The 15,768-nt window shown below is 66.6% G+C and carries 10 protein-coding genes and 2 pseudogenes; 7 read left to right on the top strand and 5 right to left on the bottom strand.

Annotation, left to right across the window (positions count from 1 at the left end; translation table 11 throughout):
• Nucleotides 1–105 precede the first annotated feature (105 nt).
• The 3 genes from W823_RS46380 (at nucleotide 106) to dxs (ending at nucleotide 5,589) form a co-directional block, all read left to right on the top strand.
• On the top strand, nucleotides 106–2,133 hold the full coding sequence (locus W823_RS46380) for an APC family permease (RefSeq protein ID WP_031332579.1): 2,028 nt from the start codon (nucleotides 106–108) through the stop codon (nucleotides 2,131–2,133).
• Entirely contained in the window at nucleotides 2,130–3,518 is a 1,389-nt protein-coding gene (locus W823_RS46375; RefSeq protein ID WP_023959582.1) for a class I SAM-dependent RNA methyltransferase, read from the top strand. The genes W823_RS46380 and W823_RS46375 overlap by 4 nt, the downstream gene beginning before the upstream one ends.
• Before the next feature lie 88 nt (nucleotides 3,519–3,606).
• The gene (gene dxs, locus W823_RS46370; RefSeq protein ID WP_023959580.1) at nucleotides 3,607–5,589 is read left to right on the top strand and encodes a 1-deoxy-D-xylulose-5-phosphate synthase; all 1,983 of its coding nucleotides are present in this window, start codon (nucleotides 3,607–3,609) and stop codon (nucleotides 5,587–5,589) included.
• Between the two features lie 11 nt (nucleotides 5,590–5,600).
• Here the strand turns inward: dxs and W823_RS46365 are convergent, their stop codons facing one another.
• Both W823_RS46365 and W823_RS46360 read right to left on the bottom strand, forming a co-directional pair.
• Nucleotides 5,601–6,950, bottom strand: a complete 1,350-nt coding sequence (locus W823_RS46365) for a ribonuclease D (protein WP_023959578.1) — start codon at nucleotides 6,948–6,950, stop codon at nucleotides 5,601–5,603.
• Nucleotides 6,951–6,962: 12 nt separating this feature from the next.
• A pseudogene (locus W823_RS46360) lies at nucleotides 6,963–7,552 on the bottom strand (DUF3000 domain-containing protein).
• Between the two features lie 98 nt (nucleotides 7,553–7,650).
• On the opposite strand from W823_RS46360, the pseudogene hemE reads away from it, so the two are divergent.
• The 3 genes and pseudogenes from hemE (at nucleotide 7,651) to hemQ (ending at nucleotide 10,830) form a co-directional block, all read left to right on the top strand.
• Nucleotides 7,651–8,717: pseudogene (gene hemE, locus W823_RS46355) on the top strand (uroporphyrinogen decarboxylase).
• Nucleotides 8,714–10,099 carry a protoporphyrinogen oxidase gene (gene hemG, locus W823_RS46350; RefSeq protein WP_023959576.1) on the top strand — a complete coding sequence of 462 codons (1,386 nt, stop codon included), beginning with the start codon at nucleotides 8,714–8,716 and terminating at the stop codon, nucleotides 10,097–10,099. Before hemE ends, hemG begins: the two are co-directional and overlap by 4 nt.
• Nucleotides 10,100–10,134: 35 nt before the next feature.
• Complete coding sequence (gene hemQ / locus W823_RS46345; RefSeq protein WP_023959574.1) at nucleotides 10,135–10,830, top strand: hydrogen peroxide-dependent heme synthase; 696 nt, start codon at nucleotides 10,135–10,137, stop codon at nucleotides 10,828–10,830.
• Between the two features lie 66 nt (nucleotides 10,831–10,896).
• Here the strand turns inward: hemQ and W823_RS46340 are convergent, their stop codons facing one another.
• The 3 genes from W823_RS46340 to W823_RS46330 form a co-directional block, all read right to left on the bottom strand.
• A complete protein-coding gene (locus tag W823_RS46340; RefSeq protein ID WP_023959571.1) occupies nucleotides 10,897–12,120 on the bottom strand; it encodes a glycosyltransferase family 87 protein in 1,224 nt (407 codons plus the stop codon).
• 179 nt (nucleotides 12,121–12,299) lie between these two features.
• Nucleotides 12,300–13,958, bottom strand: coding sequence for an alpha/beta hydrolase (locus W823_RS46335; protein ID WP_023959569.1), 1,659 nt, complete (start codon nucleotides 13,956–13,958; stop codon nucleotides 12,300–12,302).
• Nucleotides 13,958–14,716 (bottom strand): dihydrofolate reductase family protein, encoded by a 759-nt coding sequence (locus W823_RS46330; RefSeq protein WP_023959567.1) that lies wholly within the window; start codon nucleotides 14,714–14,716, stop codon nucleotides 13,958–13,960. The genes W823_RS46335 and W823_RS46330 overlap by 1 nt, the downstream gene beginning before the upstream one ends.
• 34 nt (nucleotides 14,717–14,750) lie before the next feature.
• Here W823_RS46330 and zapE point away from each other — a divergent pair, with 34 nt between their 5' ends.
• On the top strand, nucleotides 14,751–15,764 hold the full coding sequence (gene zapE / locus W823_RS46325; RefSeq protein WP_023959565.1) for a cell division protein ZapE: 1,014 nt from the start codon (nucleotides 14,751–14,753) through the stop codon (nucleotides 15,762–15,764).
• Nucleotides 15,765–15,768: the final 4 nt, after the last annotated feature.

The following is a 15,768-nucleotide window of genomic DNA, read 5'->3' as shown; positions in this document are numbered from 1 at the left end:
AGTGAACTGTTGCTCCGAACTCGGCTCGGCCGCGTCCACTCACTCTCCCGAACGCTACCGTGACCGACGTAGCTATACGGCAGCACAGGCCCTATTGTTTGCTTGGTGTCCACGGTGTCGAAGACCTCCACCGCAGCCAAACGGCTGCTGCTGGGACGTCCTTTCAGGAGCGACAAACTCGGGCACACCTTGCTGCCCAAGCGGATCGCCCTTCCGGTCTTCGCCTCCGATGCCATGTCATCGGTGGCCTATGCCCCGCAGGAGATCTTCCTCGTCCTCTCGGTCGCGGGTCTGTCGGCTTATACGTACACACCCTGGATCGGTCTCGCCGTCGCCTTGGTGATGGTCGTGGTTGTCGCCAGCTACCGGCAGAACGTCCACGCCTATCCCTCCGGCGGCGGCGACTACGAGGTGGCGACGACCAACCTCGGCCCCACTGCCGGTCTGACGGTCGGTAGCGCACTGCTGGTCGACTATGTCTTGACGGTGGCCGTGTCCATCGCATCGGCGGCCGAGAACATCGGTTCGGCCATCCCACTGGTCCAGGACCACAAGGTGTGGTTCTGCGTGGTGGCGATCGTTCTGCTGACGTCGATCAACCTGCGCGGACTCCGAGAATCGGGCACTGCGTTCGCAATTCCCACCTACGCCTTCATCTTCGGGATGGTGGCGATGCTCGGCTGGGGTTTCCTGCGGGTCCTCGTGTTCGGTGATGACCTCACCGCCGAGACCGCAGGCTTCGAGATCAAGGCCGAGCAGAGTCACCTCGTCGGTATCGCGTTCGTGTTCCTCATCGCCAGGGCGTTCTCGTCGGGCTGTGCGGCGCTGACCGGGGTGGAGGCGATCAGCAACGGGGTACCCGCGTTCAAGAAGCCGAAGTCTCGCAATGCGGCCACCACCCTGCTGCTGCTCGGCGGCATCTCCATCGTCCTGTTGATGGGCATGATCCTGCTGGCCAAGCAGATCGGTGTGAAGTACGTATCGGATCCGGCGAAAGACCTCATCGGCGCCCCCGAGGGATACGAGCAGAAGTCCTTGATCGCCCAGATCGGACACGCCGTGTTCGGCGGGTTCACGCCCGGCTTCTACTTCGTGACCATCGTCACCGCTCTGATCCTGGTACTCGCAGCGAACACGGCGTTCAACGGTTTCCCGGTTCTCGGTTCGGTTCTGGCACAGGATCGCTACCTCCCGCGGCAGCTCCACACCCGTGGTGACCGGCTTGCCTTCTCGAACGGAATCCTCTTTCTCGCTGCTGCCGCGATCGCGTTTGTCGTCGCCTTCGGCGCTGAGGTGACCGCATTGATCCAGCTCTACATCGTCGGGGTGTTCGTGTCGTTCACCCTCAGCCAGATCGGCATGGTCCGGCACTGGACGCGGCACCTCAAGACAGAGAAGGATCCCAGCGCAAGGTCGCGGATGCTGCGCTCGCGGGTGATCAACAGCATCGGTCTGGTGATGACCGGCTCGGTCCTGATGATCGTGCTGGTGACGAAATTCCTTGCCGGAGCATGGATCGCCATCGTGGCGATGGTCGCGATCTTCGGTCTGATGAAGCTGATCCACCGGCACTACGCCTCGGTGCAGGCCGAATTGGACAATTCCGACTACGAGGCGGTGTTGCCGAGCCGCACCCATTCGATCGTGCTCGTGTCCACGCTGCACCTGCCGACCCGCCGGGCGATAGCGTTTGCCAGGGCCACCCGTCCGGACACCCTCGAAGCCGTCACCGTCAACGTCGACGACCGCGACACCCGGAAACTAGTGGCGCAGTGGGAAGACAGCGACATCACCGTGCCGCTGAAGGTGATCGCCTCGCCGTATCGAGAGGTCACCCGGCCGGTCATCGAGTATGTGCGCCGACTGCGGCGTGAGTCACCGCGCGATGTGGTGACGGTGTTCATCCCGGAGTACGTGGTGGGACATTGGTGGGAGCAGATCTTGCACAACCAGTCGGCACTGCGCCTGAAGGGTCGTCTGCTGTTCGAGCCGGGTGTGATGGTGACGTCGGTTCCGTGGCAGCTCAGCTCGTCCGACCGCCGTAAACGCGACCGGGTCTACATTGCCCCGGGCGACACGCGGCGCGGCGTCGGCTCCACACCCGGAGAACGCACCGGGCGGGGACCCGAGTGAGCGGCCCCGAGAGCAGAGAAGGCCACGACACCGGTTGGCTGGGAACAGAATTCGACATCACCGTTGACCGGCTGGGTCACGGCGGCGTCTGTGTCGGCCGCCATGAGGGCAGGGTTGTCTTCGTCCGGCATGCGCTGCCGGGAGAACGGTTGCGGGTCCAGGTCACCGAGGATCGTGGCAAAGGTTTCTGTCGCGCCGAGGTGGTGGACATCCTCACCCCGTCCGATCACCGCATCGATCCTGCCTGCCCGGCGGGAGCCCCCGGTGGTGGCGCCGGATGCTGTGATCTGTCCCATACCACCGGAAGCCATGCGCGCGAGCTGAAGTCGTCTGTCCTCACCGAATTGCTGTCAAGGATGGGCGGGGTCACCTGGGAAGGCGAGGTCACCTCGCTCGACCCGCATGCCGGATCCGAACCGGAGACAGGATGGCGAATCAGGCAACGGCTGTTCGTCGCCGACGACGGCAGGCCCGGCCTGGCGGCCTTCGGATCGCATGCGGTGGTCCCGCGACTGGACTGTGCGCAGCCGGTCACCGGCATGCTCGGTGGGCTCGACGAGTACACCGGCCTGACACCAGGGGCCGAGCTGGTCATCACGATCGGTGACGACGAACAGCGGCACATCTCGCAGATCGCGCCACCGGAGGCAGAACGCGGTCGACCCGCGAAGCGGCGGACCCGGGCAAACGATCGACGCGGTCAGGCGCAGCGGTCACGCTCGAAACGTGCCGCGCCGCGGATCGAGGAAATCGTCTCGGGCACCGAATCGGTTCAGCGCACGGTCGGGAACCGGACGTGGCTCTTGCCGGTGTCTGGCTTCTGGCAGGCCCACCGGCTGGCGGCAGCCGGGTACGCGAACACGGTCCGAGAGCTGCTCCGGCAGGCCGACCTGGGTCCGTCCGTGGTCGCCTGGGATCTGTACGGGGGAGCCGGAACACTGGCCGGCGCGATCCTCGACGAGTGCGACAGCACCCGTGCGGTGGTGACCGTCCATGTCGTGGAGACCGACTCACAGGCGGTCGCTGCGGGATCCGAGACGTTCGCCGACGACCCGCGCGTGCACTTCCACCACTCCAGCGTGACCCGGACCGTGGCGGATCTGCCCGCCCCGACCGTTGTCGTCGCCGACCCGCCACGCGCGGGCGCGGGCAGGGAAGTGGTGGACAAGATCGTCGCCGCAGCGCCCTCGGCGATCATCGCTGTCGGATGCGATCCGGCCACCTTCGCCCGTGACCTGGCGGACTATCGACGCGGCGGCTACGAGGTGCACTGGTTGCGTGGTTTCGACGCGTTCCCGCTGACCCACCACATCGAAGCGATCGCGCTACTGCGGTCCTCGCCACAGTCGGCTGCGGTACGAGCCCGCAGCGGCATACGTCCGTAGACTGGGTGACCACGCGCCGCCACAGCCCGGCGGCGCAGCGACGGTATCGAACATCTCGCCGTTGCCCATTGCCATGAAAGGACCTGGGATGAGCGTGCTGGATTCGGTCAATTCACCCGCCGACCTGCGCGAGCTCTCCTTGGAGCAGACCCAGGAACTGGCTCAGGACATCCGGCAGTTCCTCATCGCGAAGGTGTCGGCGACCGGCGGCCACCTCGGACCGAATCTCGGAGTCGTCGAGCTGACCTTGGCTCTGCACCGGGTGTTCGACTCGCCCCAGGACGCACTGCTCTTCGACACCGGTCATCAGTGTTACGTGCACAAGATCGTCACCGGTCGCAAAGGTGCCTTCGACTCCCTGCGTCAGCGGGGCGGGCTGACCGGTTACCAGGAGCGAGCCGAGAGCGAGCACGACTGGATCGAGTCATCGCACGCGTCCGCGGCATTGTCGTACGCAGACGGGCTGTCCAAGGCGTTTGCCCTGACCGGTCAGGACCGGCACGTCGTGCCGATCGTCGGAGATGGTGCGCTCACCGGGGGGATGTGCTGGGAAGCACTGAACAACATCGCCGCCGGCGATCGCAAGATGGTGATCATCGTCAACGACAACGGTCGTTCGTACGCGCCAACCATCGGCGGATTCGCCCAACATCTGTCCGGACTGCGGCTACAGCCCGCATACGAGCGGGTCCTCGACGAAGGCCGGCGCGCGGTGTTGCGTCTGCCGCTTTTCGGGCAACTCGCGTACTCCGCTCTGCACGGTCTCAAGACCGGTATCAAAGATGCGCTCACGCCCCAGGCCATGTTCACCGATCTCGGCCTCAAATACGTCGGGCCGGTCGACGGCCATGACCAGGACGCGCTCGAAAACGCTCTGCGCCAGGCGAAGGCGTTCGGCGGACCGGTCATCGTCCACACCGTGACCCGCAAGGGCATGGGTTATCACCACGCCGAGAACGACATCGCGGACCAGATGCACTCCACCGGGATCATCGATCCGGCCACCGGCAAGGCGACCTCGGTGTCGGCCCCGGACTGGACGTCGGTCTTTTCGGCTGCCCTGGTCGAGGCCGGGGGTCAGCGTCGCGACATCGTCGCCATCACCGCGGCGATGGCCGGGCCCACCGGGCTCGCCGCTTTCGGTGAGCGTTTCCCGGACCGGATGTTCGACGTGGGCATCGCCGAACAGCATGCCCTCACCTCGGCGGCGGGACTTGCGCTCGGTGGCATGCACCCGGTTGTTGCCATCTACTCCACGTTTCTCAACCGCGCGTTCGACCAGTTGCTGATGGACGTTGCCCTGCTCGGACAGCCGGTGACACTCGTGCTCGACCGCGCCGGCGTCACCGGTCCCGATGGCCCCAGCCACAACGGGATGTGGGACCTGTCCCTGATGTCCATCGTGCCGGGCATGAGGGTCGCAGCGCCCCGCGATTCGGTGCGGCTGCGTGAGGAACTCGCCGAAGCGCTGGACATCAACGACGGCCCCACGGCGCTGCGTTTTCCGAAAGGTGCAGTGCCCGAGGACATCCGGGCGATCGACCGACTCGCCGACGGCACCGATGTGCTGCACCGACCGGGTCGCGGTGAGTCCGAAGACGTCCTGATCGTAGCGGTGGGTCCGTTCGCCTCGTTGGCCATGGACACTGCGGCCAGGCTGGCGCAGCAGGGGATCGGTACCACTGTGGTCGACCCTCGCTGGGTACTGCCGGTGCCGGAGTCTATTTCCGAACTCGCCGTCGCGCACCGTCTGGTGATCACCGTGGAAGACGGTGGAGTGCATGGTGGTGTCGGGTCATCGGTCTCGGAAAACCTTCGGGCCAAGGGGATCTCGACGCCGGTCCGTGATGTCGGTATCGCTCAGGAGTTCCTGACGCCTGCCTCGCGCGGGCAACTGCTCGATGAGCTCGGACTCACGGCTCAGGACGTTGCCCGGGCGATCACCGCCATCGTCTCTCGGATGCAGCCACAGCTGTCGTCGTCGGACGAGAACGATCTCGACTCCGGCTTCGCGGGCACCGACGACGTACGTCCCGAGAACAGTTCACGCACACGCGAATCCGGCCGGTGACGGGCTAGCCGTCAATCGTTGTCGGTCGACGGCCCGTCGGCATCCTCGTCCTCGAGGGGCCGACCCAGTGCTTCGCTGATCACCGGTGCCGTCAACTCGATCTGCCATGGACGTGCGCCACCCGCGGCCAGCCGTTGCTCGACGGCCTGCACGGTGGGCGGATCGATTCCCTCCCAGGACACATGGCGAACCAGCTCGGGGAGCAGCAGGTTCTCCACGGGTACCGAGAACTGTTCGGAGAGGTCGGTGAGGCCGGCTCGAATCCCTGCCAACCGGGCAGCAGCCTCGGGATCCTTGCCCTCCCATCGATTGACAGGCGGTAGACCCACCGCTGCCGGCCGACGCGACGGCAGTTCCTTGTCGGTCAGTCGACGCGCGGCATCCAACGCCGACAGCCAGCGGGCGGCCTGGCGACGTTGGCGAGGGCCGCCGAACACCGGCACTTTGTACAGTTCGTCGAGTGACTTCGGGTCTGCGGTGGCAGCGGCGATGATGGCCGAGTCGGGAAGGATGCGTCCGGGAGCCACATCGCGACGCCGGGCGATCTCTTCGCGGGCATTCCAGAGCTGCTGGACGGCTGCGAGGATGCGCGGCGACTTGATGGTGTGGATACGCGAAACGCGTCGCCACCTGTCGGTACGGGGCGGTGGATCCGGTCGGGCCAGTACGGCGGCGAACTCTTGTTCGGCCCAGGTCTCCTTGCCTGCATCGACGAGAGCGGCTTGAACCGCGTCACGCAGTTCGATCAGGACCTCGACGTCGAGAGCGGCATAGTTGAGCCAGTCAGCCGGCAGAGGACGCCTCGACCAGTCGGCCGCTCCGTGTCCCTTCACCAGGCCCAGCCCCAAGAAGTGCTCGACCATTGCCGCGAGGTTGACCCGGGCGATCCCGAGCAACCGGCCGGCCAGTTCGGTGTCGAAGAGCCGGGCACATCGGAATCCGAGCTCGCGCAGGCATGGCAGGTCCTGATCGGCTGCGTGGAGGATCCACTCGGGGCCGTCGAGTGCGTCGACCACCGGGGTCAGCGCCTCAGGATGATCGATGGGATCGATGAGGAAGGATCCGCTACCGGTTCGTTTGATCTGGATGAGGTATGCCCGCCCCGAGTAGCGGAAGCCGGAGGCGCGTTCGGTGTCGAGTGCCACCGGACCCGTGCCATCGGACAGCAGTCGGCCGGCCTCGGCGAACTCGGCTGGGGTGGACAGGACGGGCGGAACGCCATCCGCCGGTTCTGTCAGCGGAATCGGTTCGGGACGGTCTGGCTCGTCCGTGGTGCCGCCGTCCACCACCTCTGGGTCGCCGGATGACTGATCGCCCGGGCCGGTGTGGGCCGTCGGGTCAGTACTCGTGGGATCGGTCATCTACGTCGCAGCTCACGCTTTGGTGAAGCCGAGCTGCGTGACGCCTGTCGGCGGCAGCCCGGCCGCGAGCGACAACACCTCGCAGAAAGCCTCGACGTGCCCGTCGAGGTCACTGTTGGTCGCGGTCCAGGAGGCGCGGAGTTCCAGTTGATGAGCGCGCGGTGGTCCGGAGATGTCGCCGTACCGCACCGATGAGGTGGAGGTGACCGTGCCGCCGAGGGCTGTGATCTCGATGGTGGGTTGCGCCAGGGCCTCGGTGAGCCAGCTCCACGCGACTTCCGGGAGCAATGGGTCGGCGGCGAGGACGGCTTCGACCTCTGCCTGGATGAATGCCACCAACCGCATGGTGCCGTTCCAGGCTCGTGGCCGTCGGGATCGTAGAGCAGGATCAGCCGGCCGAAAGCGCTGCCGTCGGAGTCCGTGGCGATCTCGCCGTCGTCGGGCTGGGTCACCTCGGCGCCCACTGCATAGCTGAAGGGCGCCAGCCGCTGAGGTGGGCGAATGCTGCCGAGCTCGATCTCCGACCGCACCTTGGCCGCATGCATCGATTCGATGGCGCTGCGGAAAACTGCAGGCTCGCTCGAGGCTTCGGATGTGGTCACCCGTCGACCGTAGGTCCAAGCCGGGCGGACCGACGGTAGGCGCGCCGATGGCTTGATCGGCCCCTATTCGGTAGTCCTTGGAGTCCTGGGCGCAGTGCATGGCAGCATGTCAGGTGATGACTCAACAACATGCCCGCGCCCTTTCGCCGCTGGTCGCGGCCGCTCGTGGGCAACAGCCCGGCCGCCGACCGGTGTGGTTCATGCGGCAGGCCGGCCGCTCACTGCCCGAGTACCGGGAGATCAGGGTCGGGCGGGGGATGCTCGAATCCTGCTTCGACCCCGAACTGGTCTGTGAGATCACCATGCAGCCGGTTCGCAGGCACGGTGTCGACGCGGCAATCCTGTTCTCCGACATCGTGGTTCCGCTCAAGGCGGCCGGGGTCGACCTCGACATCGTCTCCGGGGTGGGTCCGGTGATCGCGCACCCCATCCGCACGCACGCCGATGTCCGCGCCCTTCCCTTGCTGACACCCGACGCGGTCGGTGCGGTCTCGGCCGCGGTGAAACTGTTGAAGGCCGAGCTCGGCGAAACCGCACTGATCGGTTTTGCCGGCGCCCCGTTCACCTTGGCGTCGTACCTGATCGAAGGCGGCCCCAGCCGCAACTACGAGAACACCAAGGCCCTGATGTACGGGCAGCCGGCCATCTGGCACGAACTGGTCGGCAAGCTCGCCGACATCACGATCGCTTTCCTGAAGGTCCAGCTCGATGCCGGAGTGGACGCCTTCCAGTTGTTCGATTCGTGGGCAGGCGCGCTCTCGGTGGCCGACTACAACGCCTTTGCCCGACCCCATTCGGCGCGCGTCTTCGCCGAACTGGCGTCGTACGACGTTCCCCGCATCCATTTCGGGGTGGGCACCGGCGAGTTGCTCCACGACATGGGAACCGCCGGCGCGACGTGGTCGGGGTCGACTGGCGGATCCCGCTCGACGATGCAGCGCGGCGGATCGGACCCGGCCGGGCCCTTCAGGGAAACCTCGATCCGGCCGTACTGTTCGCGCCGTGGCCGGTGGTGGAGCAAGAGGTCCGCCGCATCGCCGCCGAAGCTGATCGAGCGGTGGCAGCGGGGGCTCTGGGCCACATCTTCAACCTCGGTCACGGGGTTCTGCCCGCCACCGACCCGACCGTGTTGACCCGGGTGGTGGAGTTGGTGCACTCGCTGTGACCCGTGTCGCGGTGCTCGGTGGCGGTATCTCGGGACTGACCGCGGCGTACCGATTGCGGACGCTACTCGGGCCAGACGCGGTGATCGATCTCTTCGAAGCATCGCCCGTGCTCGGTGGCACGCTGCGGACAGCCGAACTCGATGGACACTATGTGGATGTCGGTGCCGAGGCATTCCTGGTTCGCCGCCCGGAAGTCGCCGCTCTGGTGGACGAACTCGGCTTGACCCCGTCACTCGTCCATCCCGGTGTTCTCGGCCCCAATGTCCTCAGCGGTTCCACCCTCAAGGCAATGGCCCGTCCGACGGTGATGGGAATCCCCGGTGGTCCGGACGCCGTACGCCACCTTGCCGAGGCGGACGACCTTGCGCGCATGGCCGATGAGCCGCAGCGAGCCCTCGACTGGCAAGCAGGACAAGACATGTCGATCGGGGCCCTGATAGGGGACCGATTCGGCCGGTCGATCGTGGACCGCAGTGTCGACCCGATGCTCGGCGGTGTGTACTCGGCGCGCGCCGACGACCTGGGAGTGCGGGCCGTGGTCCCCGCCCTGGCGGCGCGACTCGACGCCGGTGCTCCCAGCCTGACCGCGGCGGTGACCGACCTCTTGGCCGCATCAGGTGGTTCTGGTCCGGTGTTCGGCGCCTTGGCCGGGGGATACCGCCAGCTGGTCGACGAACTCGGCCATCGCTGTGCCGCAGGCATCCATACCGGCGCGGCAATTCGACAGCTGATCCGGGCGGGCTCCGGCTGGATGGTCGACGACACCCGCTACGACGGTGTGGTGGCTGCGTTGCCGGCCCCCGTCCTGGCCCGCGTGTGCGCAACCGTTCCCGAGGTCGCCGAGCCGCTGGCGCGGGTCGACCTGTCGGGGTCGGCGGTGGTGTCGCTGGCGCTCGAGGCGGGTGTCGACCTGCCGCAGCTCTCGGGGGTGCTCGTGGCCAGTGACGAATCACTGGTGCACGCAAAGGCTTTCACCTTCAGTACGCGCAAGTGGAATCACCTCGCCGCAGACGCGGTGTTGGTGAGGGTGTCGTTCGGTCGTTACGGCACCGATCTCGAGAGGATTGAGGACGACCAGCTGATCGACTGGGCTGTGGCGGATCTCGCAACGGTCATCGCTCTGGCCGGCGGGGGAGAAGTGCGTGTCGGACCGCGGGACGCCGTGGTCCAGCGGTGGCCCGGCGGACTTCCTCGATACGCGCCCGGGCACGCGTCCGTGGTCGCAGAGGTCGACCGCAGTCGTCCGCCGGGTCTCGTGCTCGCCGGGGCCACTTTCGACGGTGTGGGGGTACCCGCATGTGTCGGTCGTGCAGACAGGGCGGCCCGGCAACTCGTCGCCGATCTGGCTGTTGATGGGCCGTGGAGCACGCACCTGCGCTGACATCGCGTTGTCCCGGCAATGGCAGGATGGGGGCCATGACGCGCCTGGACTATGCAGAACTCAACGCCACTGTTCGTTACCTCATGTTCTCGGTCTTCTCGGTTCGGCCGGGCGAGCTGGGCGACGATCGGGACGAGGCGATCAGCGACGCCCGCCAGTTCTTCGACTCGCTCGAGGCCAAAGGTGTTGTGGTTCGCGGTTTGTACGACGTCTCGGGTCTGCGGGCCGACGCAGACTTCATGATCTGGTGGCATTCGGAAGAGGTCGAGCAGATCCAGGCCGCCTACGCCGATTTCCGCCGGACCACCATCCTCGGCCGTGCCAGCAACGCAGTGTGGAGCAACGTGGCGCTGCACAGGCCCGCCGAGTTCAACAAGAGCCACATCCCGGCGTTCCTCGCGGGTGAGGAACCGGGCAAGTACATCTGCGTGTACCCGTTTGTCCGCTCGTACGAGTGGTACCTGCTGCCCGATGCCGAACGACGCACCATGCTCGCCGATCACGGCAAGCAGGCACGCGGATACAAGGACGTGCGGGCGAACACCGTGTCGTCGTTTGCCCTCGGCGACTACGAGTGGTTGCTGGCGTTCGAGGCGCCCGAGCTGCATCGGATCGTCGACCTGATGCGCGACCTACGCGCTACCGAGGCACGGATGCACGTGCGCGAGGAGACCCCGTTCTTCACCGGCCCGCGCGTCGACGTCGACAAGCTCATCACCGCGCTGCCCTGAGCAGCCACTGCCCTCGAGCAGTCGATCGGTCAAGCGCTGTCCGTTGCGTCGATTTCCGGGTTCAGTTCATGCGCTGACGGTGGCCGCGGGCCGCGTTCTGGTTCCGGTGATCTCGTGATCCCCGGATTTGCGAAGGTCCAGATACCGGAACAGCAGCGCGCAGAACACCGCGATCATCAGCAGTGACCAGCCCCAGGTCACCTTGTTGTACTCGATCGCCCGCCCGAACGCCTCCCAGCGATCCGAGTAGAAGCCGTCGAATGTGAAGCACCCGTAGACACCGAGCCAGGCCGGCCAACTCCGGATGGCCGAGCCCCGCATGAACACCGTCATCAGCAGCGGGAACAGCAACATCGAGTAGTAACCCTGGCCCAGCGAGCCGACCAGCCACGACGTGCACAGCAGCACACCGGCCGAAGTGCTCATCCACAGCAGTTCGTCGGTGGTGCGGTAGTAGCGGTACAGGAACCACAGGCTGAAGGCGGCCATCAGGACAAAGGCGATCCGCAACAGCACCACGAGCCAGGTCTGCACGCCGAAGTAGGCGGCATTGCCGACGATCGAACTGTTGTAGTAGTCGCGCGCCTCGAACAGATACGGCGCGGTGCGGCTCACGAAAGACCGGGGGTCGGCGGACAGCGGCCACGCGAGCGCGGTCAGCAGCAGCGGGACCCCGATCGCACCCACGAACACCTTCCACTGACGGTTGAGTAGCGGGAGCAACAGAAGCACGGCAAGAACCGGTTTGACCGCGAGGGTCAGACCGAGAGGGACACCCGCCCACAGGTCTTTCCGTTTGAGCGCCAACATCATGAACAACAGCTCACCGAGCAACACGAAGGCGTTGAAGTTCACGAAGATCAAAGTGTGCGACACCGTCTCGGACAGGAAGAAGACGAACAGCACAACGGGCATCACCCACGACCGGACCGAGTACCCGAACATGCGGGTGATCAGATACGCGCACAGCACGAGCACGGCGGCGGAGACGAAGATGAACAGCCATCGAGCTCGCTCGGGGTCGATGTAACCCAGCGGAGACATCAGCAGCGTTCCCGACGGCGGGTACAGGTAGTGAGGGTCGACCGTGTTGTAGTTCTCGGTGTAGATCGGCTCGTTGCGCAGGAACGCCAACGCGGCGCGATACACCGGCGAGAAGTCGTCCGTCCGGTCGCCGTCCACGCCCAGGATCACCGTGCGCTGGAACACCATGAGGATCGCCACGGGCCAGAGCACCATCGAGATGATGCGGCTTACGTCGACACCCGGGAACAGGACGCGTTCGGCCATTCCCGTGCGGTTGACCAGGCCGTACCCGGGTCGTTTCCCGTGCTCCCGGCCGACGTCAGCGGAAGTTTTCTGGTGGTCTCCGGTGGAAGGGTCATTGATCGACACTGCCGCACCGTACTACGGCAACGGCCCTGCGCCGTGCCCGACACCACGAACCGATGCCGGTCCCGCTGATCCGGTCAGGCCGGACAAGCACCGGGAGCGGGTGGTTCACCAGAGCGGGCGTAGGAGATGGCCGCTTCCCCGGCACAGTCCGAGTGCGCAAGCACCGAGTAGCCGAGGCCTTCCCACGAGAGAATCGATGACGTGGCACCGGCGCCGATCAGGGCGCCGTTGATGCCGTCGGACGCGGTGGCTCCGTTGATGGTGTCGCCTGAGCCGGTGAACATCAGCACCGGCACCGGGATCTCGCCGATGGTCGGCGGGGCGGCACCGGCGGGGAAGCCGTTGCACCGCAGGAGGCCCAGTGCCGTGCCGGCACCGGTCAGTGGGTATTGGCGTCCCCATTCGGCGATCAACCCGTCGATCTGGTTGCGTCCGACGGGTTCGAAGGTGTCGTTGCACTGTGACAACAGCTGACCGTCGGTGCCACGCAGGGCCCGGGCCTGACCTATCGCCGTGCGCAGTGGGCCGAGAGCGCCGCCGTCGGCCGCACTGAGCATGTCGGCGGCTGTGGTGATGACGGTGGCCCGGTCGCCGGGCGCGAGCGCGATGGTGGTGGTCAGTGCGGCGAGGACGTCGGTATCGGCGATCCCGTCGAGGCCGCCGGTACGCGCCCGATCGAGCAGGCCTGCGATGACGACGCCGGGGTCGGCGCCGAGGGAGCAGCTGATGGCCCGGCACTGATCGGCGAACAAGCCGAGTGCCGCGCCGGTGCCCTCGGCGATCTGTTGCCCGGTGGTCTGGGCGTTGGTCGAGTACGGCGCCGGCGTGTCGAGGATGAGCCGGGCCAGGTGGTCGGTGTAGAGCCCTGCGTAGGCGAGTGCCACAGCTGCGCCTTCCCCGACGCCTGCGATACCGATCCGGTCCACCTGCCACACCGTGCGCAGCTTCTCGAGATCGGCTGCCGCATTGTTGGCGGTGAACTGCACCTGGTGCGGGCTCAGGATTTCCGTACAACCGTCCGACGCCGACGTCCCCGCGGCGGCCAGTCGCTCCACGCGCGCCGGGTAGTCAGCGGATGAGGTGCTGAAGCCGTTGTTCAGGAGCGTGTTTCGTTCCAGGTTCGTCATACAGTCGAGCGGCGTCGACGCGCCGGTCCCGCGCCGGTCGACAGCGACCACGGGATGCGCCGACAACAGATTGCGACCGCCACCCTGGGCCAGGCTGAGCAGTGTGCGGGTGGACGGTATGTCGGTGCCGGAGGTCAGCACCAGCGGAGCAGCGTCGGCGGGCGTGTCGGCCGACCGTGCTCGGACAGCCGAGACCGTCACGGTGTCGATGCTCTGGGTGCCCGGTGTCACCGAGTTCTCGAAATTTCCGCACTCGAACGTGACGCCCGGTGCAAGAGCGGTCCCTGGAAACCGCTCCTGGAGATCGTCGCCGCACTCTCGCCACGCCAGATCCTGTTTGGGGACTTCGAGGCTCGGTGGCGGCGGCGTGGTCGTCGGGGCCTGGCCTCCGCCGTTGTTCTCTTCGATGACCAGATCCGGCCCGGGATCGGGGCCGGCGGTACATCCGGTGAGGATGCCCACCGCCACCATCGCTGCCGCCAGCAAGCGCAGCGAGCGGCGACGGGCTGAACGATCCGGGCGGCTGAGCGACCACATCCGGCCGGTGCGGTCGTCTGTGGTCACAAGAGCGCGCTGCATATCGGCGAGGGTACTGGCGAACGACATCACTCCTGATCGCGCACCCAGCGCAGGTACAGGTAGTCCTCGTCGTCGGCGAGGACGTGGGCGCGTCGCATTCCACGTACCGCGTCCGAACCGGCCGTCATGTGTTTGCCACTACCCGCAGTGACCCTGGGACTGACAGTCACGCAGAGCTCGTCGACCAGATCACTGTCGAGCAGCGAACCGAGCAGGGCCGGCCCACCCTCGCACAAGATCTGCGTCATGCCGCTGTCGGCAAGGTAGCCGATCGCCTGTGCCGGATCGACTTCCTCGTCGCCGCAGTCGACGACGGTCGCCCCGGCGTCGCGGAGCCGAGCGCGAGCGCCTGCGGGGGCCGAACGACAGGTGAGGACAATGGTGCTCGGTGCGAGAGTGAAATCACCCTCTCCGGGAACCGGGATGGTGAGTGTGTTGCTCACCAGGGCGAGCGCCGCGGCCGCCGGCCGGCCCTCGGCCGTTCGCAGCTCGCCGAGCAAGGGATGTGGCCGAACCGGCCCGTATCCCTCGGTGACAGCGGTGCGGGCACCCACCACGATGACGTCGGCCAGTGCCCGCAGAACCGAGAACAACCGCTGGTCACCCGACGACCCCAGGGCGCCGGATCGCCCTGCGACCGTTGCCATCCCGTCGATCGACGCGATCATGTTGGCGCGAACCCGCGCGACGCCCGTCTGACCTTCCGGATAGGCGTAGAGGGCGGCGAGCGCCTTCTCGTCGAGGTCACCGGTTGTGAGCTGGGTCGCTTTGCGCAGTGGGTACACACAGCCATTCTCGTCACGTCGCTAGGCTCGGCGCATGCCAGCACGTTTGAGTGACCGCACTCCGCAGGTCGCGCCCGAGGCCCTCGTCGATGAGATGGTGCCCCCCTCGATGTTCGACGAGGTCAGTTTCGACTCGTATATTCCCGACCCAGACGAGCCGAGCCAGGCCGAGGCGGTCAAGGCCGCGCGCAGCTTCGTCGAACGCGCGACCAAGGCAAAAGGCGGCAAGCGTGGCCTCTTCGGGCGCAAGTCCGCGCCCCAGCAGGGGCTGGGCCTCTATCTTGACGGTGGCTTCGGCGTCGGCAAGACCCACCTCCTCGCGTCGATCTATCACGCGATGCCGGGGCCCAAGGCGTTCGCGACCTTCGTGGAGGTCACCCACGTCGTCGGAGCTCTCGGCTTCGCCAATGCCCTCGACCGGCTCTCGGACCACTCCGTGCTGTGTATCGACGAGTTCGAGCTCGACGACCCGGGCGACACCATGCTGGTGTCGCGACTGCTGACCGAACTGTCGGCCAAGGGCGTCTCCATCGTCGCGACGTCTAACACACTGCCGGGGCAACTCGGCGAGGGTCGTTTCGCCGCGCAGGACTTCTTGCGAGAGATCAAGAAGTTGGCGGCGGTGTTCGAGGCCATCCGCGTCGACGGCCCCGACTACCGGCACCGCGACCTGCCGCCGGCCCCGCCACCCCACAGCGACGCAGAGCTCGAGAACCTGGCCGAGAGCACTCCCGGTGCCACCTTGGACAACTTCGACGAACTCTGCGCACACCTGGCCAAGCTGCATCCCTCCAAGTACAAGGCGCTCGTGGAGGGCGTCACCCTGGCGTGCGTGGAAGGTGTGCACCCCGCGGCGGATCAGACGGTCGCGTTGCGTCTCGTGGTGCTGGCCGACCGCCTCTACGACGCCGGAACCCCGCTCATGGTCTCGGGTTCGAAGCTGGACGAGATCTTCACCGAGGAGATGCTCGCCGGTGGCTACCGCAAGAAGTACCTCCGTGCTACATCGCGTCTGCTCGCCCTGTCACGGTTCGCGGAATCGGCGTAGCCGT

The organism is Williamsia sp. D3 (genome assembly GCF_000506245.1).
In the GTDB taxonomy this organism is placed as follows: Bacteria; Actinomycetota; Actinomycetes; order Mycobacteriales; family Mycobacteriaceae; genus Williamsia; species Williamsia muralis.
Note: the sequence above shows the minus strand (reverse complement) of the source record. Positions and strands in the feature narration are given on the sequence as shown.